This is a genomic window from Streptomyces sp. NPDC025638 (genome assembly GCF_055558775.1).
This window is the reverse complement of the sequence record NZ_JBVHLX010000013.1, coordinates 11864-36003: the sequence shown is the minus strand read 5'-3', so window position 1 is coordinate 36003 and position 24140 is coordinate 11864. Positions and strand designations below refer to the sequence as shown.

Sequence of the window (24140 nt, the reverse complement as noted above, 5' to 3'; positions counted from 1 at the left end):
GGCATAAGGTGGGGGTCATGACAGACCAGGTCTCCCCCGCGGACGCGGACGGAATAGACATACCGGGCAAGCCCACCTCGGCGTCCCGCACCACCCTCAGCCACATCATGACCCACAACGACGTCAATCTGCTGGGCACGGTGCACGGCGGCGTGATCATGAAGCTGGTGGACGACGCGGCGGGCGCCGTGGCCGGGCGCCACTCCGGCGGCCCCGCCGTCACCGCGTCCATGGACGAGATGGCCTTCCTGGAGCCGGTGCGCGTCGGCGATCTGGTCCATGTGAAGGCACAGGTCAACTGGACCGGCCGGACCTCGATGGAGGTCGGCGTCCGGGTCCTCGCGGAACGCTGGAACGAGTCGGCCCCGCCCACCCAGGTCGGCTCCGCGTATCTGGTCTTCGCGGCGGTCGACGAGGACGGCAAGCCCCGCCGGGTCCCCCCGGTCCTCCCGGAGACCGAGCGCGACAAGCGCCGCTACCAGGAGGCCCAGATCCGCCGCACCCACCGCCTGGCCCGCCGCCACGCGATCAAGGAACTGCGCGAGAAGCGCGCGGCACAGGGGTACGAGGACTGACCGGCCCGCGCGCCGTCACCACGTCTCCGCGGGTCGCCGCTACGCCCCGCACACCACCTCGTCCCCCCGCACCGCCTGGGACTCCGCCTCGGGCGGGTCCTCCGGCTTCACCTTGCGCACGTCGTTGAAGTCGGACCCGGCGATCACCTTCAGGAGCGGCCCCCGCCCGGGGTCCGCGCGCAGCTCGCTGCCCGGGAGCGCCGCCGCCAGGGATCTGGCCGAGCGGTCCCAGCGGGGGTCGTAGACGATCACCGTCCGTCGTACGGAGTGTTCCTTCGAGGTCGCGGGCTGGTGGGTGGTGGCGAAGCCGGTCGCGGCCAGGGCCGCGTCGACGCGCTTGGCCAGCCCCGCGGTGCCGGTGCCGTTCTCCACCTGCACACGGATCTGCTGCGGGGCCACGTCCACCGTCTCGGCCCGAAGGCGCGGCGGACGGTTCACGGCCAGCGGCTTGTCGTCGCGCAGGGACCGGAACAGCTGGTCCGCCTTGGGCTGGTCCCACTTCAGGGTCGAGCCGATGCCCGGCACGACGTATCCCATCCGGCCGATCGGGACCGTCATGAACTCGGAGGACGACGGGGAGAAGTTCCGCATCGCCCGGCCGAGGTCCAGCAACTCGTCGGTGCCGAAGCCTTGGTCCGCCCGGACCGACTCCAGCACGGCCCGTGTCACATCACGGAACTTCAGCGGGTTCAGCAGCACCCCGGACGAGGTCGCCCGCTCGATCAGCGCCGCCAGGAACCGCTGCTGGCGCTTCATCCGGCCCAGGTCGCTCGCCCCGTCGATGTGCCGCGAGCGGACGTACTGCAGGGCCTGTCCGCCCATGAGCGTGTGGGTGCCGGCCGCGAGGTCGAGGCCGGTGTAGGAGTCCTTGAGCGGCTTCGTCGTACAGATCCTGACCCCGCCGAGCACGTCCACGGTCTTCATGAACGTGGTGAAGTCGACCTCCAGATAGTGGTCGATCTTCACATGGGTCATGCTCTCGACCGTGCGCACGGTCAGCTGCGGCCCGCCCTCCGCGTACGCCGCGTTGATCCTGATCGGGTGCGGGCCGTGGCGGGCGCCGGTGGTCTCGTCGACGTGCTCGGGCAGCTCGGCGTACGAGTCGCGCGGCAGGCTCACCACGCTGGCCCGCTCCCGGCCCTCCGAGATGTGCACGATCATGATCGTGTCGGTGCAGTGGCACGGCGCCCCGCCCAGCCGGTACTTCCGCCGCTCCTGCTCCGTGACCCTGTCGCGGCCGTCCGTGCCCACCAGCAGCACGTTCATGCCGTGACCCGCCTGCGGGCGGTTCTTCATGTCCCTGAACGGGTCGACCCGGGCGATGTCCGCGTCGAGGCTGGTGACCACCGCGTGCCCGATCCCGGCGGACGCGAGCACCACCACGGACAGGGTCGTCACCGCCCGCATGGCCCAGCGCGGCCGCTTGCGCCGTACGGGCCGCACCGGCGCACGCGTGGGCCGGGGCGGTTGTGGACGGCGCTGCGGCCGTGCCGGGGAGCGTGGCGGCGTGGCGGGCATGGGGAAACCTCCGCTCGGGCCGTGGCCCCGGGGCCGTACGTGGGATCCTGAGAACCGTAGGCCCATACGATCTCCGGCCCGAGGCAGTGGACCGGTGGCGCGCAACGGTGTCCCCCGTTCGCGGTAACGTGAGCCCCCTATGAACGCCAAGCCCGACGTGCGGCTCCCCGCCGTTTCTGTGATCATGCCCGTCCTCGACGAGGAGCGGCATCTGCGCGGAGCCGTCCAAGCGATCCTCGCGCAGGAGTACGCCGGCGAGATGGAGGTCGTGATCGCCCTCGGTCCGTCCACGGACCGCACGGACGAGATCGCCGCCGAGCTCGTTCGCGAAGACCCGCGCGTGCACACCGTTCCGAACCCGACGGGCCGCACGCCCGCCGCCCTCAACGCGGCGATCAAGGCCTCCGGTCACCCGATCGTGGTACGCGTCGACGGCCACGGCATGCTCTCGCCGAACTACATCGAGACCGCCGTACGGCTGCTGGAGGAGACCGGCGCGCAGAACGTCGGCGGCATCATGCACGCCGAGGGCGAGAACGACTGGGAGCACGCGGTCGCGGCCGCGATGACCTCGAAGATCGGCGTCGGCAACGCGGCCTTCCACACCGGCGGGGAGGCGGGCCCGGCCGAGACCGTCTACCTCGGCGTCTTCCGGCGCGAGGCCCTTGAGCGGCAGGGCGGCTACAACGAGGAGTTCATCCGCGCCCAGGACTGGGAGCTGAACTTCCGCATCCGCGAGGCCGGCGGGCTGATCTGGTTCTCGCCGGAGCTGCGGGTGTCGTACCGGCCGCGGCCCAGCGTGAAGGCGCTCGCCAAGCAGTACAAGGACTACGGCCGCTGGCGGCATGTGGTCGCCCGCTACCACGAGGGCTCCATCAACCTGCGCTACCTCGCCCCGCCGACCGCCTTGTGCGCGATCGCGGCGGGCATCGTGGTCGGCGCGGCGCTGACCCCGCTGGGCTTCGTGATCCCCGGCGGGTATCTCGCGGCGATCGTCGCGGGGTCGCTCCCGGCGGGCAAGGGGCTGCCGCTGAAGGCCCGGCTGCAGATCCCCGTGGCCCTCGCCACCATGCATATGTCATGGGGCTGGGGCTTTTTGACCAGCCCGAAGGCGCTGGCGAAGCGGGTCATCGCGTCCCGCCGTCCGGCGGTGCTCGCCGCCGACTGAGCGCCGCCGTACCCGCTCCGGCCCGGACTACCAGGTGTAGTCCGGGTCGACGTGCATACAGGCCTTGGTGTCCGCGCCGTTGAGGGCGCCTGCCGACTCCGGTGTCCTGTCGTCGTCCTCCGCGGCGGTGTACTCGGTGCCCGAGCGCCAGTCGGCGCCCACCACCAGCGTGACTCCGGACACGTCCGTCGACTTCTTCACCCGAGTGGCCGGGATCCTGAGCGCCTGGGCGACCCGCTGGGCGTCGCCCTCCAGGTCGGCGCTCGGGTAGCGGACGACCGTCTCGTCCTCGCCGAGCGGCGTGGAGGTGTCCGCGACCGCCTGGTCGAAGCCCTTGCCGGCGAGCAGCCGGGCGATCGTGCCCGCCCGGCCGGTGACCGCGGCCTCGGTGCCGCTCCGCGTGCCGTTCTGCACCTGCACCGCGATCCTGTCGTCCGCCGCGGCGGGGTCGGTGGTCGTCTCGGTCTTCGCGCTCTTCTTCTTGTCCTTGCCGTCCAGCGCGATGTCCTCACGGACCAGCCGGAACAGTTTCGCCGCGTCAGTGGGTCCGGGCAGCACCCGGTTGCCGTCCGAGGAGTACACCCACGGCATCGTCGTCATGGTGATGCGCTTGGTGGGGACCTTCTTCAGCTCCTTGCTCAGGTCGTAGAGCTGCGTCACGGTCCCCAGGCCGGTGTCCACCGTCAGCGCCCTGGTGGCCGTCTCGGCCAGGTCGCGCAGCTTGCCGGGGTTGCCGAGCGTGGCGTTGGCGCGCAGCTGGCGGACCATCGAGTTCATGTACATGTGCTGCGCCTTGGTCCGGGCGATGTCGCTGCCGTCCTCGAAGCCGTACCGCGTGCGCAGCCACTGCAGGGCCTGCTTGCCCTTGATGGAGGTGGTGCCCTTCTTCAGCTTCAGGCCCGAGCCGTGGCCGGAGGAGGTGTGCGAGTAGATGTCGGCGTCCACGCACACCGGGACACCGCCGATCGCGTCCGCCATGGACACCACGCCCGAGAAGTCGACCATCATGAAGTGGTCGATGTGGATGTCGGTCAGCTTCTCCCAGGTCGCCACCGTGCAGCCGGGGCCGCCGCGGCCCAGGGAGTCGTTCGTCATGGCCAGTGAGGTGCTCGCCGCGTAGACCTTGCCGGTGTCGGGGTCCGTGCACCTGGGGATCTGCAGCAGTGTGTCGCGCGGCATGCTGATCACCGACATGTTGGTGCGGTCCGCCGAGACATGGACCAGCATCTGGACGTCGGCGCGCGGCGCCGTGTTGAAGGTGTCCTTGGCGCCGCCGAGTTTCTGGTTCTCCGTGGTGTTCCGCGCGTCGGAGCCTATGAGCAGGATGTTCAGCGGCTTCTGGCCCGCCGCGTTCGCCTTGGACTCGGCCGCACGGTCCTTGGCGTCGCCGATGTTGAGCGCGTCCTTCTTCAGGTTGGCGTTGAGGTGCTGGTAGTAGAGGTATCCGGCACATGCCGTGCCGAGTACCGCCATCGCCAGGACCACCGCCGTCCAGCGCAGCACACGCCGTCTGCGCGGCCTGCGGGCACCGTTGCCGCCCGGCACGTCCTGGCCCTGCGGTGCGCGGAACATCGCGCCGTCGACCGCGTCAGCCGCGTCGAGCCCTTCGAGCGGGGTCACCTCCCCGCGCACACTGCTCCGCACCACTGCGTGCCCTCCCACCCGCTCCTGCCACCGGCGCCGGGCCTCAGCACCCGAGCACGCCGCATTGTTCTGCAGACATGTATGAGCCACCTGTGCGTACGAGGACCGCGGTGCCGGCGCACCGCGACAGGGGCGGGCGCCGGCACCGGGCGAGCTACGCGGACGGCACTACCACTGGTAGACCTTGTAGACGTCCATGCACTGCTTGGTGTCCGAGCCGTTGATGGCGTCGGAGTTGCTGGGCAGGTCGCCGGCCTTCGGCGGGGACTGCTTCGGGTACGCCGAGCCCGTACGCCAGTCGGCGCCGACGACGACGGTGACACCCGAGACGGCGGTCGACTTCTTCACCGCGCTCAGCGGAATCCCCAGCGACTTGGCGACGGCCTGGGCGTCACCCTCCAGATCCGCGCTCGGGTACTGCACGACCGTCTTGTCCGCGGACAGCGTCGCCGTCGTGTCCGCCGCGGCCCTGGTGAAGCCCTTGCCCGCGAGCACCTGGGCGATCGCGCTCGCCCGCTGGCCGACCGGCAGCTCGGTGGCGGTGCGGGTGGCGTTCTGCACCTGCACGCCGAGCCGGCCCGGGTCGACCGAGGGCGTCTTGGTGGGCGTGCTCGTGCCGGTCTTCTTCTTCGCGCCGGACGCCTTGCCGTTCTTGTCGAGCGGCACGTCGTCACGGAGCATCTGCCACACCTTCGCGGCGTTGGTGGGGTCCGGCACGACGTGGTCGGCGTTCTGCGGGTCCGCGACGTTCGGCATCGTCACCGAGGTGATGCGGTCCGTCGGCACCGACTTGAGCTCCATGCCCAGGTCGTACAGCTTCTTGACCGTGCCGATCTCCTCGGAGACCTGCAGGGACTTCGTGGCCGCCTCGGCCAGGTCCGTCAGCCGCCCGGTGTCGGTGAAGACGTTCTGGTGCTTCAGCGTGCGGATCATCGAGTTCAGATACATGTGCTGGGCCCGGGCCCGCATCAGGTCACTGCCCCAGGCGTGCCGGGTGCGCAGCCACTGCAGGGCCTGCTTGCCCTCGACCTTGTGCGAGCCCGCCGTCAGCTTCAGGCCGGAGCCTCCCGGCACCGAGGCCGTCGGGTGGTCCCACACGTTCTGCTTCACACAGACGTCGACGCCGCCGATGGCGTCGGCCATCCGCACCACACCCGCGAAGTCGATCGTCATCCAGTGGTCGATGTAGACCCCGGTGAGGTTCTCCCAGGTGGCCAGTGTGCAGCCGGCGCCGCCACGGGCCAGCGACTCGTTGATGATGCCGTTGGTCGCCGGATACGTCTTGCCGGTGCCTGGGTCCGTGCACTTGGGGATGTCGACCCGGGTGTCCCGCGGAATGCTGACCATCGCGGCGCTCTTGCGGTCCGCGGACAGGTGGATGAGCATCTGCACGTCGCCGAGCGGCGGATTGCCGCGGTTGTCCTTGCTGCCGCCGAGCTTCACGTTCTCGTCGGAGTTACGGCTGTCGGAGCCGATCAGCAGGATGTTCAGCGGCGTCTGGCCGGCCGCGTTGGGCTCGGTCCGCCTCGCCTTGGAGTCGCCGCTGCTGCGCTGGCCCTTGCGGATGTTGTCGTTGAGGTGCTGGTAGTACAGGTACCCGGCGCCGGCCGTGCCGAGTATCACCACCGAGAGCACCGTGGCCGACCAGCGCAGCACACGCCGTCTGCGGCGCGGCGGGCCGCCGTCCGGACCGCCTCTGCGCCGCCCTCCGCCGTGCCGTCCGCCACCGTCCGCGCTCGGCTCCCTCGGTGTGAGCGACATGGTGTCCTCCACCGCAGGAACCTCCCCCCGCACACTGCTCTGCGCCAACTGCCTGCCCTCCCCACCCTGCGCCTGACAACGGGTCCCTCCCGCGTCGGGTTAGACGCACGAGGGACCCGTTGGGTTACCTACTTGGCGCATGTCACCTTGTCTGCCGTGGACTTATCAACATCCGGCGCCTTTGTCGGAGTGGTGAGGGACACACCCGCACCCTTGAAGTCCTTGCCCAGGGTCAGCGTCATCGCGGGCAGTCCCTGGGAATTGGTCACGCTCTTGCCGGGCTTCATCGCGGATCCGGAAAGACCCATGATGGCGGCCAGCCTGCGCGCCTGGGCCGCCTGGTCGGGAGCGTACTCGAGGGTGGTCTTGCTCAGCTCCGCCGGAGCGTTGCCCGCGTTCTCCGACTTGAGCACGCCCTCGTCGTTCTGCAGCCACTGCAGGGTCTCCTGCGCGCTGCCGGCCGCCGCCCCGCCGTTGAGGATGCGCACCCGCACCTCGGAGGCGTCGGCCTTGGTGCCCTTGAGCCGGGCGGCCTGGGCGTCCTTGGCGGCCTTCTGCTTCTTCTTCACGTCAGTGAAGGAGACATCGCCCTTGATCGCCTGGAAGACCGCGGGGGCCTTCGCGTCGTTGAGGACGACGGTCGCCTTGACCTTCTCGGCCGGGTTGTCCACGACCGGCACCGTCGTGAAGGTCAGGTTCTTCGGGTTGAGCTTGCCCAGCTCCAGACCGAGGTCCTTCAGCTTGCCGATGCTGTCCAGCTGGGAGTCGACGGTCAGTGCCTTGGTGCCGGTCTCCGCGAGCTTCAGCATCTTCGTCGGGCTGCTGAGCGTCGAGTTGGAGCTGAGCTTGCGCATCAGCGCGCTCAGGAACTGCTGCTGCAGCCCGATCCGGCTCAGGTCACCGCCGAAGCCGACGGCGTGCCGGGTCCGTACGAAGGCCAGTGCCTGCTCACCGGAGATGTTGTGGGTGCCCTTCGACAGCTTCAGGTGCGAGTCCGGGTCGTCGATGTTCTTGCCCAGGCACACGTCGACGCCGCCGACCGCCTCGGTCAGCGTCTTGACCGCGTTGAAGTCGGCGACCATGAAGTTGTCCGGCTTGATCCCGGTCAGCTCCGTCACGGTGCGCACGGTGCAGCTGGGCGTCCGTCCGTCCTGCCCGAGGCTGGTGTTGAAGCGGACGTTGTCGGTGCCCGGGATGACCTTCTCGGAGCCGTCGGGCTGCTTCGTCGGGCAGTCCGGGATGTTCACGATCAGGTCGCGCGGGATGCTCAGCGCGGTGGCGTTCGACCGGTCCTTGGACAGGTGCAGCAGGATGTTGGTGTCGGCGTGACCGACGCTGCCGGCGTCGCCGTAGCCCTCGTTGCCCTTGCCGGTGCGCTTGTCGGTGCCGATCAGCAGGATGTTGATCGCCTTGTCCTTGCTGAAGCCACCGGTGCTCGCGCCGTCGTCGGAGACGGACGTGATGTTGTCGTTGAGGTGCTGGATGTAGAAGTAGGCGGCGGCCGATACGGCGACCAGGACGAAGGCCATCACCCCGCCGGTCCACAGCAGTATCTTCTTCGCCTTCGACTTCGTCTTCACCGGCCGCCTGGTGCGGCGCCCCGGCGGCGGTTCGGGCTCGCCCCGGTGCCTGCGCTGCGCCGGAACCTCCCGGCTCGGTGTCTCGGACTCCTCGCGCCTCGGCGCGGGCCTGCGGCCGCGCGCCCCGCCGGCCGAACCGCTGCCACTGCGTGGTCTACGGGGGGCAGGGACCGCCGACTGCGGAGCGGAAGGAGTCAGTCGCAGTTCGTATTCACCGGTGCTCGGATTGAGTACCCACTGGTCTGCGGGATCGATGTTGTCCGCCCGCCCACGGCCTTGCGCGTCCACGGTTGTCCGAATCCTCCGTTGGGGCCACGCGGCGCCTTCCCCCCTCAAGGCGCTCGGGTCTCGGTCAATCAGTGCACGACCCCAGGTCGGAGCTCGCGGCGTGGTGCACCGGATCGCTCACACTATCCGCCCAGTTCAGCGTTGGGTGACGCCGGTGACAAATTCCACGTCCCTACAACCGGGCAATCCGCCTCATTCTTCGGAACAAAAGTTCGTCGTCTTGGCGCACGTTTTACCCGCAGGTGTTCTCGGCGGCCGTGGTCCCGTGGAATGTGGGTTCGGCGGAGGGGTCGCTCTTCTCGTTGCCGCCCCTGCCCGAATTGCCACTCTTCGTTGCTGATTTCGAGGAAACGGTCACCGGCCTGTCGGTGCGCAGCCGCGAGAAGAGCCGCTCGGCCGCGGGCTCCACCAGTTGGTCGCGATTGGCGTCGTGGGCGTACGACTCCCGTGGAACGGTCAGGAACTGCACATGTTCGGTGGGGATGTCCCGCAGTCCGCGCACCAATTGGTACAAACCGCGCAAGCTGGCCAGCTCCGGGTCGGTGGTGAGCGACGAGGTCGCCGCGTCCAGCACGGGGTAGAGCTTCACGGGATTCAGCAGTACGTCATTGCTCCGCACCTTGTTGACCAGCGCCCCGAGGAAGCGTTGCTGCCGGCCCATGCGGTCGGTGTCGCTTCCGTCGCCGAGCGACTTGCGGGCCCGCACGTAGCCGAGCGCCTGCTCGCCGTCGAGCGTGACCCTTCCCGCGGGCAGCTTCAGCTTGGCGGCCTTGTCGTCGATGGGCCCCTTCAGACACACCTGCACGCCGTCGACGGCGTCGACCATCTCCTTGAACCCGCTGAAGTCGACGACGACATGATGGTCGATCCGGAGGTCCGTCAGGTTCTCCACGGTACGGATGCTGCACGCGGAACCGCCCACCGCGAAGGCGTAGTTGAACATCGCCCAGGTCGGCTCGCTGCGGCTGCCGTCCGCCCGCCGGCAACTCGGCACGCGCACCATCAGATCGCGGGGGAGGGACACCGCGGTGGCGCTCTTCCGGTCGGCCGCCAGGTGCAGCAGGATCGCGGTGTCGGACCGCTCCGTCCCCTGATCCCGCCCGTACTTGCGGTTGCCCGCGCCCGAGCGGGTGTCGGACCCGATCAGCAGGATGTTCTGCGCACCGCGCACCAGCGGGGTGGGCCGCTCCCGCTCATAGCGAGCCAGCTCGGCCGCGGCCGCCTCGTCGGCCGTGATGTTGCCGCTGAGCTTCGCGTACACGGCCCATCCGGCCCCGCCCGCCGCGAGCAACAGGAAGGCTCCTCCCAGGGCGGCACCCTGTGTCCAGCGCCGACGGCGCCGCCGTATCAGCCCGTCACCGGTGGCTGAGGCACCCGTACCGGGACCGAGGGTGCCCGAGGAAGGCGTACCTGCAGTGTCGGTCACGGGCGGGCCACCCCTCATGGCGTACGAGCGTGTCGTCCTGCTCCTACGACGATGGCCCGGGGTGGGGCGCCGAGGCGGCCGGTACTACGCCATACGGGTGACTGCGATTCCCTCAGGGGCGCGGGGAACTGCGCGACCGGCCACGACGGACCGGCAGCCGTCACATGACCTCCGCACCCCCTCAGTGACGCGACGCAGTCACCCGCTCGCTCTCGATCCGCTTGGCCAGCGCGTCCTCGTCCAGCCGGTCCAGATGCCGGCACAGCACCACGGACCCGCCGACGGCCAACGGCGCGTACAGCCCCGCGCTCAGCCCCTCCCACGTGTCGTACGACAGCCCCGAGAGCAGCCTGGATCCGGGCCCGGTCAGGTCCAGCGACGGCGCGTCCGTCCGGGCCCGGTCCACGACCTCGGCCCCCGTGTACTCCGCCCCGGCCACGATCAGCGCCGGCTCCTCGGGATCCACCGGCGCGAACGGAGCGAACCGGTCCCCCTGGCTCGGCGCCTCGACGGCGTAGTCCATGAAGCCCTCCGGCGGCTGCGGGAAGCGCCCGCCCAGCGGCCGCAGCGCGAGGGCGACCCGCTCCCCGCGGCAGGCGCGTGCCGCCTCCAGCGAGTCCGGGCCGCTCACGACGACATCGGCCGCCGCCGGGTCACCGGCCACGTCCGCGATCGCGCCCACGGACGAACACGCCAGCAGCCACACCGCCGTCTGCCAGTGCGCGGGCAGCAGCAGCGCGACCCGGTCGCCGGGCCCGGCGGCGAGCTCGCCCTGGAGCAGATTCGCTGTCTTGGCCACCCAATTGGCGAAGGTGGCCACGGACAGTTCGACGCGTTCGCCCGTGGCGTCGTCGTAGAAGGTCACCAGGGGGCGTCCGGGATCCGCGGCGAGCGCGGAACGCAGCAGGTCGGCAGGGGTGCGATCGGTGGCGTTCACCCGCGCAAGCGTACGCGGCGCGGGGGCCGCTCACCGGGCGGCGGGGCCACCGGTTCGGAGGAACAGAACCCGACGACCCGTCAATTTCCAAATGGACAGGATTATATGGATATATCCAGGATGAGGGGCATGCATGGATTCCTCGCCTCCTCGCTCGGTGTCTCCTCGGCCGGTGTCACCTGCGCGGCCGCCCTCACCCTCCCGCCGACCCTGCCCGCGGCTGCCGCCGCACCCATGAGACTCCCGTCGCCTGCCGTCGCCGGCGCCACCCAGTCGCTCCCGCTCGTCCCCCTCACCCGCGACCGCGTCCACGGAGTGGCCCCCGAACAGGGCCTGCACCGCCGGAACGTGCGTCACTTCTCCCTGGTCGGTGTCATCTGGGACAACCCGGACGCCGAACTCCGCGGCGGGGTCCAGGTCCGCACCCGCGACGCGGCGGGCGGCGCCTGGTCGGGCTGGCAGGACGTCGAGACGCACAACGAGGACGGCGCCGACCCGGGCACGGCGGAGCGCACCTCGGGCCGGGTGCGTGGCGCGACGGCACCGCTGTGGGTCGGCGACTCGAACGGCGTGGAGGTGCGCGTGCGCGCGGCTGCCGAAGAGGCGGCGGGCCACGGCCGCGACGGCGCCGCCGGCCGGCCCCTTCTCCCCTCGGGGCTGCGTCTGGAACTCGTCGACCCCGGCACGGAGCCGGCGCCCGTGGGCCGCCCCGCCGCCGGGCCCCGCGCCGACTCACCGGGGACTGACGTCCCCCCGGGTGAGGTCGCCCGCACAGACAGCCTGGGTGACATCGCCGCCTCCGCCGTCAACACCGACCTGGCGCTGACCCGTCTGGGAGCCGCCGAGATCCCCGCGCTGAACCGGCGGGACACCGAGATCGAACTGCTGGCCCTGCGGTCGGGCGAACTGACCCAGGCCCAGAGCGCGAAGCCGTACATCGGACCGCGCCCCCGGATCGTGACGCGGCACGGCTGGGGCGCGGACGAGAGCCTGCGCGAACGCGGCTTCGTCTACACGAAGAAGGTCAAGGCCGCCTTCGTGCACCACAGCGCGGGGGGCAACAAGTACACCTGCTCACAGGCCCCGTCCGTCATTCGCAGTATCTACCGCTATCACGTCAAGAGCATGGGCTGGCGGGACATCGGCTACAACTTCCTCGTCGACAAGTGCGGAAACATCTACGAGGGCCGGGCCGGGGGTGCCGCCAAGGCGGTCATGGGCGCACACACCCGCGGTTTCAACTCGAACACCATGGGCATCGCGGTCCTCGGCAGTTACGGCACGACCAAGCCGGCCTCCGCGGCGGTGAAGGCCATCGCCAAACTCACCGCGTGGAAGCTCGGGCTCTACGGGATCAATCCGCGCGGAAAGACATATCTGACGTCGGGTGGTGGCAATCTCTACCCAAAGGGGAAGAACGTACGACTGAACGTGATCTCCGGCCATCGGGACGGGTTCGCCACGCAGTGCCCAGGAAAGAAGCTCTACTCCAAGCTCGGCACCGCCCGTTCCGACGCGGCCCGCTACCAGGGGCGCTGAGGCCGGGGCGCGCGTGCATCGCCGTCGGGGACAGCCGGGGGAAACCGCATGCCGATGTCGCGGGACACCGCGTGGCCATCGAGGGCGCCGTCGGACGGTCTGCATACACTGGCCGGCCGAAACACACTTCGGCCGGTCCCGGCAGGAAGCAGAGACGACAGGTGACAGAAGCGATCCTCCTGGTCGGCGGCAAAGGCACCCGGCTCCGTCCGCTCACGGTGCACACGCCCAAGCCCATGGTCCCGGCAGCCGGAGTCCCGTTCCTCACACACCAGTTGGCCCGCGCGAGAGCGGCGGGCGTCGAGCACATCGTGCTGGCGACGAGCTATCTGGCCGAGGTGTTCGAGCCGTACTTCGGTGACGGCGCCGCGCTCGGCCTGCACATCGAGTACGTCACCGAGGAGGAGCCCCTCGGCACGGGCGGCGCCATCCGCAACGCGGCCGCGCACCTCCACTCGGGCCCCGACGACCCGGTGCTGGTGTTCAACGGCGACATCCTGACGGGCCTGGACATCAGGGCGCTGGTGCGCACGCACGAGTCGACGGGCGCGGACGTGTCCCTGCACCTGACGAAGGTGACCGACCCCCGCGCCTACGGCCTGGTCCCCACGGACGAGACGGGCAGGGTGCTCGCCTTCCTGGAGAAGCCGCAGACACCGGAGGAGATCGTCACCGACCAGATCAACGCGGGGGCGTACGCCTTCCGCCGCTCGGTCATCGACACGATCCCGGCGGGCCGCCCGGTGTCGGTGGAACGGGAGACCTTCCCGGGCCTCCTCTCCGCCGGAGCCCACCTCCAGGGCCTGGTCGACTCCACCTACTGGCTCGACCTGGGCACCCCCGCCGCCTTCGTCCGCGGCTCGGCGGACCTGGTCCTCGGCCGGGCGCCGTCCCCCGCGGTCCCGGGCCGCTGCGGCGACCGGCTGATCCTGCCGACGGCACGGGTGGCGCCGGACGCGAAGCTGACCGGCGGCACGGTGGTGGGCGAGGGCGCGTTCGTCGCGGAGGGGGCACGGGTCTTCGGCAGCACGATCCTCCCCGGCGCCGTCATCGAACCCGGCGCCGTCATCACCGACTCCCTCATCGGCACCCGAGCCCGCGTCGGCGAACGCTCGGTCCTCACCGGCACGGTCATCGGAGACGGCGCGATCGTGGGCCCGGACAACGAACTCCGCGAGGGAGCACGGGTGTGGTGCGACGCCCAAATCCCAGCGAGAGCAGTCCGCTTCTCGTCGGACCAATAGGCGGCGCGGCTGCGGGCAGTCGTGCCGCTGGGGCGGCACGGGTGGGCGGTGGGGGTCCCCCTGCTCGAACGAAGTTGAGAGCTTGGGGGAGACACCCCGCAGCGCCGGGCTGCGCGACGAACCCCCGCCCAGCACCAGCACCGGGCGCCCACCCAGCCGACCCACACCTCACAACCGACCGATGTCCCCCCGAGGCATCCGCGGAGCACGCCGCGCCGGCGTCTTCCCGCTCAACAGAATCAACCGAGCCGCCCGATGCCGCTGCCCGGCATACGGCTCCAACAACTCCAGCATCACGGAGTCGTCCGCATACCGATCCCCGGCCAGCGCCCACCCCACGATCCCCGGCAGATGAAGATCCCCGACGGTCACCGCATCCGGCGCCCCATGACTGCGCTGCACGGTCTCCGCCGACGTCCAGGGCCCGACCCCCGGCACGACCTCCAACCGCGCCTGCGCGGCCGCCGGCTCCATCCCGACCGCCTCCTCCAGCCGCGCAGCGACCCGCACGGCCCGCAGAATCGTCGACGCCCGCTTGTTGTCGACCCCGGCCCGATGCCACTCCCAGGACGGAATCAGCGCCCACGTCCGAGGCTCGGGCATCACCCACAGCCGTGCGCCCGCCGCGGGCCCCGGCGCCGGCTCCCCGAACTTCCGCACCAGCAGCCGCCACGCCCGGTACGCCTCGTCGGTCGTGACCTTCTGCTCCAGAATCGACGGAATCAGCGACTCCAGCACCAGCCCGGTCCGCGTCAGCCGCAGCCCGGGCCGCCGGTGCCGGGCAAGCGCCACCAGCCGGTGCCGCGGCGCGAAGGCGTCGGGGTCGTCGGCGGCGCCCAGCAACTCGGGCAACCGTTCCAGCAGCCATTCGGCTCCCGGTCCCCATGCCTCTCCGCGCACCTCACCGCCGTACACCGCCACCCGCAGCGTCCCCGGCCCGAGGGGTGTCCGGCTGGCCCGCCACACGGACCCGTCCGGCATGGCCCGGAACGTCGGGTCGGCCGGTCCGCGCCGCAGCGGCCCGAGCACCAGCCCGAGATCGAGCGTCCCCTCCGGCACCCACCTGCGCACCCGCCCGGCCCCGCCGGTCTGCCGTGGCACCCCCGTCCCGGCGGGCACGGCGACATGCCCACCGCGCACGGTCGTACGCGTGGGCCGCGGAGCGAAACGTCCTGCCACGAGTGATCCCCTGGGATGCCGGAGCTGTCCTACGAGACTAGGCGGTCGTACGGCCGAGACCGGGCGGTCGTACGGCACGGTCACCGGACCTCGATGAACGCCCCCGCCTCCCGCTCCGGCCGGGGCCGCGGCGCCTCGGCCGGATGTCCGACCGCCACCGCCCCCATGGGATCCCAGTCCTGCGGAAGCCCGAGCACCTCGCGCACCACGTCCCGGCAGAACATCGTCGACGACACCCAGGCCGAACCGAGCCGCTCCCCGGCCAGCGCGACCAGAAGGTTCTGCACGCCCGCGCCCGTGGCGACCACGAACATCTCCCGCTCGGCCGTGTCCCGCCGCGTGTCGCCGTAGGTGTGCGAGCCGTCCGTGACGAGACAGGGCACGACCAGATAGGGCGCGTTGCGCAGCACGTCCCCGCGCCGCACCCGCTTGGCGATCGACTCCTCCGTCTTGCCATCCCGCGCGAGGTCGGCGATCCACGCGTCGCGCATGGCGTCGAGCAGCCGGGTCCGGGACTCCTCGGACTCCAGCAGGACGAAGCGCCACGGCGTGGTGTGGTGCGGGGCCGGCGCGGTCACCGCCGCGGCCACGGCCCGCCGTACCGCCCCCGGGTCGACGGGTTCGTCGGTGAAGGCCCGTACGGTACGCCGCTGGGTCACCGCCTCCCGTACCGCCTCGGAGGTGCCGAGCCGGAACATGTCGTCGCGCGCGTCGCGCACCATCGCCCGTGCCCCTTCCTCGTGGTCCCCGCCCACCACGTGCGGCAGCCCGCGCACCACGGCGACCGGCAGGCCCGCCGCCTTGCCCTTGACGAGGTCGCCCGCGGCGGCGAGTTCGTCCGCCGTGGCCACGACCGTGGCGCTGAGCGGATTGCCGTACCCGTCCGTGCCCCCACGCAGATCGTCCAGCACGCGTACCCCCGCGGCGCCGATCGCGACGTCCGTCAGCCCCGCGCGCCACGGTCGCCCGAACGTGTCGGTGACCACGACTCCGACGTCCACACCGAGGGCGTCGCGCAGCCCGTCCCGGATCGCCCGCGCGGACGCGTCCGAATCCTCCGGCAGCAACAGCACCGTCCCCGAAGGGGTGTTGGAGGCGTCGACCCCGGCGGCCGCCATGACCAGGCCCTGCCGGTTCTCGACGATCCGCAGCGGCCCGCGCCGGGCCACGACCCGCACGGTCTCGGCGTCGATCACCGCCTCCCGGTCGGCCGCCTCGACGATCCGGCCCTCCGCCTTCGACACGATCTTGGAGGTGACGAGGAGCACATCCCCGTCGAGCAGCCCGGGTTCGGCGGCGGCGATGAGCTTCCCGAGGTCGTCGCCCCGCTGGATCTCGGGAATCCCGCCGACGGCCCAGACCCGGTACTCGGGTGCTTTTTCGCTCAAGCTCCCCGCACCTCCTCGGCCAGCGCCAGCGCCTCCCGGGCCATCTGCGCGGTCGCGTCCGTATCGGTCATCATCAGCGGTACGGCCCGGCAGCGGATGCCGGCCGTCTCGATCCGCTCCACCGAACCGGCGTCCACGGTGTCGACGAGCCAGCCGTCGAGGAGCCCCGAGCCGTAGTGCTCGGCCACCGCCGCCGCGGTGGACTCCACGCCGACCGCCGCGAGCACCTTGTCGGCCATCCCGCGCACGGGCGCGTCCCCGACGATGGGGGAGAGGCCCACCACCGGCACCCCGGCGTCCGCGATCGCCTCCCTGATGCCGGGCACGGCCAGGATCGTGCCGATGGACACGACGGGGTTGGACGGCGGGAAGAGGATCACGTCCGCCTCCGCGATCGCCTCCAGCACCCCGGGCGCGGGCTTGGCCTGCTCGGCCCCGACCGGCACGACCGCCTCCGCCGGGACCGACGCCCGCAGCCGCACCCAGTACTCCTGGAAGTGGACCGCCTTGCGCTCGCCGTCGGCCTCGACCGCGACATGCGTCTCGACGCGGTCGTCGGTCATCGGGATCAGCCGCACGCCCGGCTTCCAGCGGTCGCACAGCGCCTCGGTCACCGCGCTCAGCGGATAACCGGCGCTCAGCATCTGCGTCCGCACGATGTGCGTGGCGAAGTCCCGGTCGCCGAGCCCGAACCAGCCCGGCCCGGCCCCGTACGCCGCGAGCTCCTCCTTGAGGTGGAAGGTCTCCTCGGCCCGCCCCCAGCCCTGCTCCTCGTTGATGCCGCCGCCGAGCGTGTACATCACCGTGTCGAGGTCCGGGCAGCCCTTGAGCCCGAAGAGGTGGATGTCGTCGCCGGTGTTGCCGATGACCGTGACGTCCGCGTCCGGCACGGCTCGCTTCAGACCGCGCAGGAACCGGGCACCACCGATGCCGCCTGCCAGAACCACAATGCGCATGGGAGCAATTCTGGCAGGCGGGTACGACAACGCGTCAGGCAGCCGAGTGTCGGGCAGCTGAGCGTCAGGCAGTCACCCGGCGGGGCTGCGCGCCCGCCTCGCAGTGCGGGGCCGTGTGCATGGGCATCTCGGTCAGGCCGGGGTAGTAGACGTGCAGGCTGACCGCCGGCTCCAGCGTGTCGTTGACGACCTCGTGCACATACCCCGGCGCGAACACCCGCTGCGCGCCCGACCCCAACGCGCGCGTGCCCCGCTCGGTCCGCTCGGTCAGCGTGCCCTCCAGGACGGTCAGCACGCCGGAGGACCGGCCGTGGTCGTGCAGCCCGCTGCCCTGTCCCGGCACCCAGGACAGCAGCCACACCTCGTAGCCGGGGCCTGTGCGGAGCCGGTGGTACCAGCGCGTCGTGGCGTCGTACCGGACGAGGTGCTCCCACTGGGAGCGGTCGGCGGCGATGGTGCGGGCCAGGCCGACGAACTCGGCGACGGTGGCCGGGTGCTCGCGCGGGGGCTGCAGCAGGTGCGGGACTTCGAGGATGTCGCCGGCGATCTGGAGGTCGTTGTCGCTGTTCATGGGGGTGGGGTGGGTCCTCGGCGGAAGAGTGGGGGCTGGGGTCTCGCGTGCCGTCCGCCCGGGTCACGGACGGAAGGGGTGGCCCTGGATCAGGGTCGGGAAAGGGGACAGCAGCCGAGTCGGGATGGACTCAAGGACAGCCGGAGCGCGTTGGGCTCAACAGCTGGAACAGCAACAACAGCTACAGCGAACGTGGGCAGCACCGTGGGACCCGGCGGTGCGGGTCGAGGTGAGAGCCAAGTTCGCGAGCATGCCCCCAAGGACATCGGTTCACACCCGCACTGTCAACTCGGCGACCGGTATGTGGGACACGTTTCACCTCATCCGGTGCATCTCCAGGGTGAAGGGTTTGTTCTGTGGGACACCCGGACACATGGCGCACAACCGGGCGCACGAGTCTCGTCGGAACGCGATCGAACTCCTGGGCGTCCTTCTCCGTACAAGTGTCTGTGTGGGGTCGGCGTCCCTCCCGGGCCTCGTCTGCATGTCAAGGTTTATGGCGATTTGAACACTTTCCGCATGGCCTTGGTTCCGCAGAGTGAATAACGGGCCCAATAGCAGATCCCGGCTTGACTCGCCCGGAGCAGCACACTTGTAATTTCACTCGTGTCGTTCAGCCGGAATCGGTAACGGCTACATCACGGGGACGCGAAAGACAGACGAGGGGCGCACATGACCGAGCTGGTGCAGCAACTGCTGGTCGACGACGCGGACGAGGAACTCGGCTGGCAGGAGCGCGCACTGTGCGCCCAGACCGACCCCGAGTCCTTCTTCCCCGAGAAGGGCGGCTCGACCAGAGAGGCCAAGAAGGTCTGCCTCGCCTGCGAGGTGCGCTCCGAATGCCTCGAGTACGCCCTGGCCAACGACGAGCGCTTCGGGATCTGGGGCGGTCTGTCCGAGCGGGAGCGCCGCCGGCTGAAGAAGGCCGCCGTCTGAAAAGACCGCACAGGTCCTTCACCTGTACACGTCTCGTACACGCATCCATACACGTCTCGTACGCCTCACGAACGGCCCGTCGCCGGTGGGTTATCCACAGGCGGCGGGCCGTCTTGCTGCCCAGCCGATAGTGTGGTCGCTCGTCCGAGACGCCCCGCTGCCCCCTCGGGGCACAGGCGTCCACCGCAGTCCATCGAACCGGGGCCCGTACCTCGATGTCCGTGCACAGCCATACGGCAGCCCAACACGACGCTGCCACCGCAGTGTTTGACCCGGCCCACCAGCCCGAGTCTCCGCGTCATGTGGTGACCGCGGTCCTCGTCTCCCACGACGGCGCCCGCTGGCTGCCCGACGCGCTCACCGGGCTGCTCGGCCAGGAGCGCCCCGTTCAGTACGCGATCGCGGCCGACACCGGCAGTGCGGACGACTCCGCCCGGCTGGTCACCGACGCCCTCGGCGCCGACCGCGTGCTCCACCTCGCCCGGCGCACCGGCTTCGGCCAGGCCGTCGAGGAGGCCAACCGCAGCGCGCCCGTGCTCACCCCGGACGAGCTGCCGTATCTCAAGCGGCCCAGCGGCTGGGACCCCGTCACGCGCACCTGGCGCGACGACGCCTACGACCTGCCCGAGCTCCCGCACGGGGAGCCGATCCAGTGGCTGTGGCTGCTGCACGACGACTGCGCCCCCGACCCCGACGCCCTCGCACAGCTGCTGCGTGTCGTCGACAACGAGATGGAGCTGGGCCGCGACGACGTGGCCGTCGTGGGCCCCAAACTGCGCGGCTGGTACGACCGCCGGCAGCTCCTGGAGGTCGGCGTCACCATCGCCAACTCCGGCCGCCGCTGGACCGGCCTCGACCGCCGCGAACAGGACCAGGGCCAGCACGACCACGTACGGCCCGTGCTGTCGGTGTCCACCGCCGGCATGCTGATCCGGCGCGACGTCTTCGAGGAACTCGGCGGCTTCGACCGCCGGCTGCCCCTGATGCGCGACGACGTCGACCTGTGCTGGCGCGCACACTCGGCCGGACACCGCGTCCTCATCGCCCCCGACGCCGTCGTACGGCACGCCGAGGCCGCCTCCCGCGAGCGCCGCACCGTCGACTGCCTGGGCCGCACCGCGGCCTCCCCGCACAAGGTCGACAAGGCGGGCGCCGTCTACACCCTCCTCGTCAACACGCGCACGGCGGTGCTGCCCTGGGTGCTGCTGCGTGTGGTGCTCGGCACGTTCGTGAGGACCGCCGCCTATCTCGTCGGCAAGGTCCCCGGACAGGCCGTCGACGAGATCCGCGGCCTCCTGGGCACCCTGCTGCGGCCCGAGCGGATCATCGCCGGACGGCGCAGGCGCGGCCGTCCGCAGATCGACAAGGGCGAGCTGCGGCAGCTGTTCCCGCCACCGGGCGCGACCGTGCGGGCCACCGTGGAGCAGGTCGCCGGCGACTTCTTCGGCGGCTCCGACACCGAGGCCTCCTCGGCAGGACGGCACGGCGGGGCGGTCGAGTCCGGGCCCGGCGGCGACGACGCCGACTTCCTGGAGATCGAGCAGTTCGCCCGTGTCAAGCGCATCGTCCGCAAGCCCGGTCCGATGCTCTTCCTGGTGCTGCTGCTCGTCTCGCTCGTCGCCTGCCGCGCGCTCCTGGGCGGCGGCGCGCTCGCGGGCGGCGCCCTGCTGCCGGCCCCGGGCGACTCCGAGGAGCTGTGGTCCCGCTACCTGGACGCCTGGCACCCGGTGGGCGCGGGCGGCACCCCTGCCGCGCCGCCCTACCTCGCCCTCGTCGCGATGCTGGCCTCCACGCTGTTCGGTTCGACCGGCCTCGCGGTCACGGTCCTGCTCGTCGGCTCGGTGCCACTGGCCGGGTTCACCGCGTACTTCGCCTCCCGCCCGCTCGTCGAGTCCCGCCTGCTGCGCGCGTGGGCGGCCGTCGCCTACGCCTTCCTGCCCGCCGCCACCGGCGCCCTGGCCGGCGGCCGCATCGGCACCGCCGTCCTCGCCGTCCTGCTGCCGCTCCTCGCCCGCGCGGGCACCGCCGCCGCCGGCCTGGCCAACTCCTCCGGCGCACGCGGCAGTTGGCGCGCAACCTGGGCCTACGCGCTGCTGCTGACCATGGCCACCGCCTTCACACCGATCGTGTGGCCGATCGCACTGATCCTGGGCATCGGCGTACTCGCCGTGCGCCGCCGCGACCCCATCGCCCACGGCCTGCGCTTCCTGGTCCAGCTGGGCACCCCGCTGCTGGTCCTCGCGCCCTGGTCGCTGACCCTGCTCCCGTTCGGCTTCTTCAAGGAGGCCGGACTGGAGTACGGCTCCTCGGCCGCCTCCGCCCTCGACCTGCTCGGCGCCAGCCCCGGCGGCCCCGGCACCGTGGACGGGCTGATGCTCCTCGGCATCGTCCTGGCCGCGCTGGCCGCCCTGATGCGCTCCGAGCGACAGCTGGGAATCCGGACGGCCTGGGCGGTCGCGCTGGTGGGCCTCGTCTTCGCCGCCCTGTCCAACAGCTCCACCTGGGCCGGCCCCGCGACCCTCGTCTACGGCCTCGCCCTGCTGGCCGCCGCCGCGCTCGGCGCCGACGGGGCACGCGCGCGCGTGGCCGAGCAGAACTTCGGCTGGCGCCAGCCGGTGGCCGCGCTGATCGCGCTCGCCTCGGCCGCGGGCCCGCTGCTCGTCGCCGCCGGCTGGATGATCGGCGGCGCCGACGGTCCCGTGGAGCGGCGCGACCCGGTGCAGGTGCCCGCGTTCGTCGCCGAGGAGAGCGGCACCCGCGACCAGGCCCGCACCCTGGTCCTCGACAGCGAATCCACCGCCCGCGTCCGCTACACCCTGGTCCGCGGCTCCGGCGCCCGCATGGGCGACGCCGAACTGGCCGCCGCCGACGGTGAGAACGGCAAGCTCGACAAGGTCGTCGCCAACCTCGTCGCCGGCTCCGGCGCCGACCAGGCGAACCAGCTCGGCGGCTTCGCCGTGCGCTATGTCCTGGTCCACAAGGGCGCGCCCCGCGAGGTCACCCGCGTCCTGGACGCCACGCCCGGCCTGAGCCGGCTCAGCCAGCAGAGCGGCAGCGCGCTGTGGCGCGTCGACCAGCAGGTCTCGCGGGCCGCGATCGTGCCCGCCTCGGGCTCGGGCACCGCACAGCCGGTCGCCGCCGGACCCGTCGAGATCCACACCACCATTCCGACCGGCTCCGACGGCCGGGTGCTGCGCCTGGCCGACTCCGCCGCCGAGGGCTGGACCGCCACCCTGGACGGCAGGCCGCTCACCCGCACCACGGTCGACGGCTGGGCCCAGGGCTTCGAACTCCCCTCCACCGGGGGACGGCTGGACGTCACCTACGACGCACCTGTCGGCCACACCGGCTGGCTGTGGGCCCAGGGCTCACTCGCCGTCGTCCTCGTCGTGCTCGCCCTGCCGGGCCGTCGCCGCGACATCGACGACGACCTCCCCGAGGAGGAGACCGTCCCCGCCCAGCCCGCCGCCGGCGAGGGCCGCCGCGCCCGCCGTCTGCGGGCCCAGGCCGAGGCCGAGGAGGCCGCCGACGCGGACGAGTCCGACCCCGGCAGCGTGCCTCCTCCCGAGGAGGCACCCGCCGCCGTCCCGCACCAGCAGTCCTACGGCGACTGGGACGCGTCGGGCTACACGGGCGACGGCTACCCCGCCTACGGCGACCAGTACCAGGGCGCCGGGCAGTACCAGACGGGCGGCTACGACCAGCAGGCGTACCAGGCCGACCCGTACCAGAGCGGCCAGTACGACCCGTACGCCTACGGCGGACAGGGCGGGCAGATGCCGTACGACCCGACGTACCAGCAGGGCTACGACCAGGCCTATGACCCGGAGCAGCCCCACCCCCACGGCACCACCGGCAGCGAGCGCCCCGACGGGAGCCAGCAGTGAAGCGCACCACCCTGTCCCTGATCGCCGGCACCGCCGCGCTGGCCGCCGTCACCGGGTTCGCCGCGCTCGAGACGCCGGACGCGTCCGGCGCGCCGACCGCCCGGGCGGCGGCCCAGCTGCCCGTGGAGCGCACGAGCCTGCTGTGCCCGGCCCCGAGCAGCTCCGACATCGCCGAGACCTCGTACACGTCCTTCACCCCCGTCACGAAGGGCACGGCGAGCGGCGGCAAGGCCGAACTCCGGTCGGCCACGGAGGAGTCGGCTGACGGGACGAGCGGCTCCACCAAGGGCAAGGACAAGTCGAAGACCGCCAAGCCCGTCCTGACCCCCAAGCAGCCCGGCACCCCGGCCACCGGTGACACTTCCGGCGCCGATTCGCCCGCGCTCATCGGTGCCGCCGACGGGAGGTTCGCGCCGGGCTGGACCGTCCAGGAGACCACCGAGGTCGCCGCGGGCAGCGGACGCGGGCTCCAGGGCGTCAACTGCACGGCCCCGGACACGGAGTTCTGGTTCCCCGGTGCCAGTACCGACGCCGAGCGCACCGACTACGTGCACCTCACCAACCCCGACGACGCTCCGGCCGTCGTCGACATCGAGCTCTACGGCAAGGACGGCGCGATCAAGTCCACGGTCGGGGAGGGCATCACGGTCCAGCCGCACTCCAGCGAGCCGGTCCTGCTGTCCACGCTCAGCGACGAGCGGCAGACCAACCTGACCGTGCACGTCAGCGTGCGCAGCGGACGGGTCGCCGCGGCCGTGCAGGCCCTGGACGACAAGATCGGTGGCGACTGGCTGGCCGCGTCCGCCGACCCGGCGGGCACCCTGGTCCTGCCCGGCATCCCGAAGGACGCCACCGCCGTGCGCCTGATCGCCTTCACTCCCGGCGACGCCGACGCCGACCTGAAGGTCCGCCTCGCTTCTCCCGGCGGCCTGATCACCCCCGCCGGGAACGAGACCCTGCATGTGAAGTCGGGCATGACGTCGGCGCTCGACCTGGGCGACGTCACGCGCGGTGAGGCGGGCTCCCTGGTCCTGACCCCGACGGACAGGTCGGTCCCGGTCGTCGCCGCACTCCGGGTCACCCGGGGCAAGGGCGCCAAGCAGGAGACGGCGTTCATCCCCGCCACCAGCCCGGTCGGCACGCGCGCGACGTCCGCCGACAACAGCGGCAAGGGCACGACGCTGTCCGTCACCGCGCCCACCGCCGCCGCGAGGGTCAAGGTCACGGCCTCGGCGGGCAGTGGTGGGGGCACGCCGGTGACGAAGACGTACACGATCAAGGCGGGCACCACCCAGGACGTCGACGCCCCGGTCCCGGCCGGTCTCAAGGGCACGTACGCGCTGACGGTCGAGCCGCTGTCCGGCGGTCCGGTCTACGCCGCCCGCACCCTGGCGGCCACGGCGGAGGGCGTCCCCGGCTTCACCGTGCAGATCCTCCCGGACGACCGGGGGACGGTGGCCGTACCGGAGGCGGACCAGGATCTGTCGGTGCTGCAGAAGTAGTCGGTGCCGCGGAAGCAGCGGTCCTTGGCCCGACCGGGGTT

The 24140-nt window shown here is 71.6% G+C and carries 17 protein-coding genes; 7 read left to right on the top strand and 10 right to left on the bottom strand.

Annotated features, from left to right (window positions below):
* Positions 1-17: 17 nt before the first annotated feature.
* On the top strand, positions 18-575 hold the full coding sequence (locus ACZ4EG_RS30290) for an acyl-CoA thioesterase (protein ID WP_453555037.1): 558 nt from the start codon (positions 18-20) through the stop codon (positions 573-575).
* A 39-nt stretch (positions 576-614) separates the two neighbouring features.
* On the opposite strand, the gene ACZ4EG_RS30285 is transcribed toward ACZ4EG_RS30290, so the two are convergent.
* Positions 615-2093, bottom strand: coding sequence for an LCP family protein (locus ACZ4EG_RS30285; protein ID WP_467792814.1), 1479 nt, complete (start codon positions 2091-2093; stop codon positions 615-617).
* 139 nt (positions 2094-2232) lie between these two features.
* Between ACZ4EG_RS30285 and ACZ4EG_RS30280 the strand changes: the two genes are divergently transcribed.
* Positions 2233-3261: a glycosyltransferase family 2 protein gene (locus ACZ4EG_RS30280; protein ID WP_467792813.1), complete on the top strand. Its 1029-nt coding sequence runs from the start codon at positions 2233-2235 to the stop codon at positions 3259-3261.
* Between the two features lie 27 nt (positions 3262-3288).
* On the opposite strand, the gene ACZ4EG_RS30275 is transcribed toward ACZ4EG_RS30280, so the two are convergent.
* From ACZ4EG_RS30275 to ACZ4EG_RS30255, 5 genes are all read right to left on the bottom strand, one after another.
* Positions 3289-4908, bottom strand: coding sequence for an LCP family protein (locus ACZ4EG_RS30275; protein WP_467792812.1), 1620 nt, complete (start codon positions 4906-4908; stop codon positions 3289-3291).
* 165 nt (positions 4909-5073) lie between these two features.
* Positions 5074-6666, bottom strand: a complete 1593-nt coding sequence (locus ACZ4EG_RS30270) for an LCP family protein (protein ID WP_467792811.1) — start codon at positions 6664-6666, stop codon at positions 5074-5076.
* Between the two features lie 128 nt (positions 6667-6794).
* Positions 6795-8534, bottom strand: coding sequence for an LCP family protein (locus ACZ4EG_RS30265; protein ID WP_453555029.1), 1740 nt, complete (start codon positions 8532-8534; stop codon positions 6795-6797).
* A 232-nt stretch (positions 8535-8766) separates the two neighbouring features.
* Entirely contained in the window at positions 8767-9960 is a 1194-nt protein-coding gene (locus tag ACZ4EG_RS30260; RefSeq protein WP_467792810.1) for an LCP family protein, read from the bottom strand.
* Positions 9961-10141: 181 nt separating this feature from the next.
* Positions 10142-10897 (bottom strand): TIGR03089 family protein, encoded by a 756-nt coding sequence (locus tag ACZ4EG_RS30255; RefSeq protein WP_453555025.1) that lies wholly within the window; start codon positions 10895-10897, stop codon positions 10142-10144.
* A 129-nt stretch (positions 10898-11026) separates the two neighbouring features.
* Here ACZ4EG_RS30255 and ACZ4EG_RS30250 point away from each other — a divergent pair, with 129 nt between their 5' ends.
* Both ACZ4EG_RS30250 and manB read left to right on the top strand, forming a co-directional pair.
* A complete protein-coding gene (locus ACZ4EG_RS30250) occupies positions 11027-12436 on the top strand; it encodes a peptidoglycan recognition protein family protein (protein ID WP_467792809.1) in 1410 nt (469 codons plus the stop codon).
* Between the two features lie 161 nt (positions 12437-12597).
* Positions 12598-13680: a mannose-1-phosphate guanylyltransferase gene (manB, locus tag ACZ4EG_RS30245; RefSeq protein ID WP_453555021.1), complete on the top strand. Its 1083-nt coding sequence runs from the start codon at positions 12598-12600 to the stop codon at positions 13678-13680.
* Between the two features lie 168 nt (positions 13681-13848).
* Here the strand turns inward: manB and ACZ4EG_RS30240 are convergent, their stop codons facing one another.
* From ACZ4EG_RS30240 to ACZ4EG_RS30225, 4 genes are all read right to left on the bottom strand, one after another.
* Positions 13849-14859 carry a DNA-3-methyladenine glycosylase family protein gene (locus ACZ4EG_RS30240; RefSeq protein WP_453555019.1) on the bottom strand — a complete coding sequence of 337 codons (1011 nt, stop codon included), beginning with the start codon at positions 14857-14859 and terminating at the stop codon, positions 13849-13851.
* 80 nt (positions 14860-14939) lie between these two features.
* Positions 14940-16247: a coenzyme F420-0:L-glutamate ligase gene (locus ACZ4EG_RS30235; RefSeq protein WP_467792808.1), complete on the bottom strand. Its 1308-nt coding sequence runs from the start codon at positions 16245-16247 to the stop codon at positions 14940-14942.
* Positions 16244-17203, bottom strand: coding sequence for a 2-phospho-L-lactate transferase (gene cofD / locus ACZ4EG_RS30230; protein ID WP_467792807.1), 960 nt, complete (start codon positions 17201-17203; stop codon positions 16244-16246). Before cofD ends, ACZ4EG_RS30235 begins: the two co-directional genes overlap by 4 nt.
* A 64-nt stretch (positions 17204-17267) precedes the next feature.
* The gene (locus ACZ4EG_RS30225) at positions 17268-17774 is read right to left on the bottom strand and encodes a cysteine dioxygenase (RefSeq protein ID WP_467792806.1); all 507 of its coding nucleotides are present in this window, start codon (positions 17772-17774) and stop codon (positions 17268-17270) included.
* A 672-nt stretch (positions 17775-18446) separates the two neighbouring features.
* On the opposite strand from ACZ4EG_RS30225, the gene ACZ4EG_RS30220 reads away from it, so the two are divergent.
* From ACZ4EG_RS30220 to ACZ4EG_RS30210, 3 genes are all read left to right on the top strand, one after another.
* Positions 18447-18710: a WhiB family transcriptional regulator gene (locus tag ACZ4EG_RS30220; protein ID WP_003975777.1), complete on the top strand. Its 264-nt coding sequence runs from the start codon at positions 18447-18449 to the stop codon at positions 18708-18710.
* A 215-nt stretch (positions 18711-18925) separates the two neighbouring features.
* Positions 18926-22597, top strand: a complete 3672-nt coding sequence (locus ACZ4EG_RS30215) for a glycosyltransferase family 2 protein (protein WP_467792805.1) — start codon at positions 18926-18928, stop codon at positions 22595-22597.
* On the top strand, positions 22594-24099 hold the full coding sequence (locus tag ACZ4EG_RS30210; RefSeq protein ID WP_467792804.1) for a DUF5719 family protein: 1506 nt from the start codon (positions 22594-22596) through the stop codon (positions 24097-24099). The genes ACZ4EG_RS30215 and ACZ4EG_RS30210 overlap by 4 nt, the downstream gene beginning before the upstream one ends.
* Positions 24100-24140 lie beyond the last annotated feature (41 nt).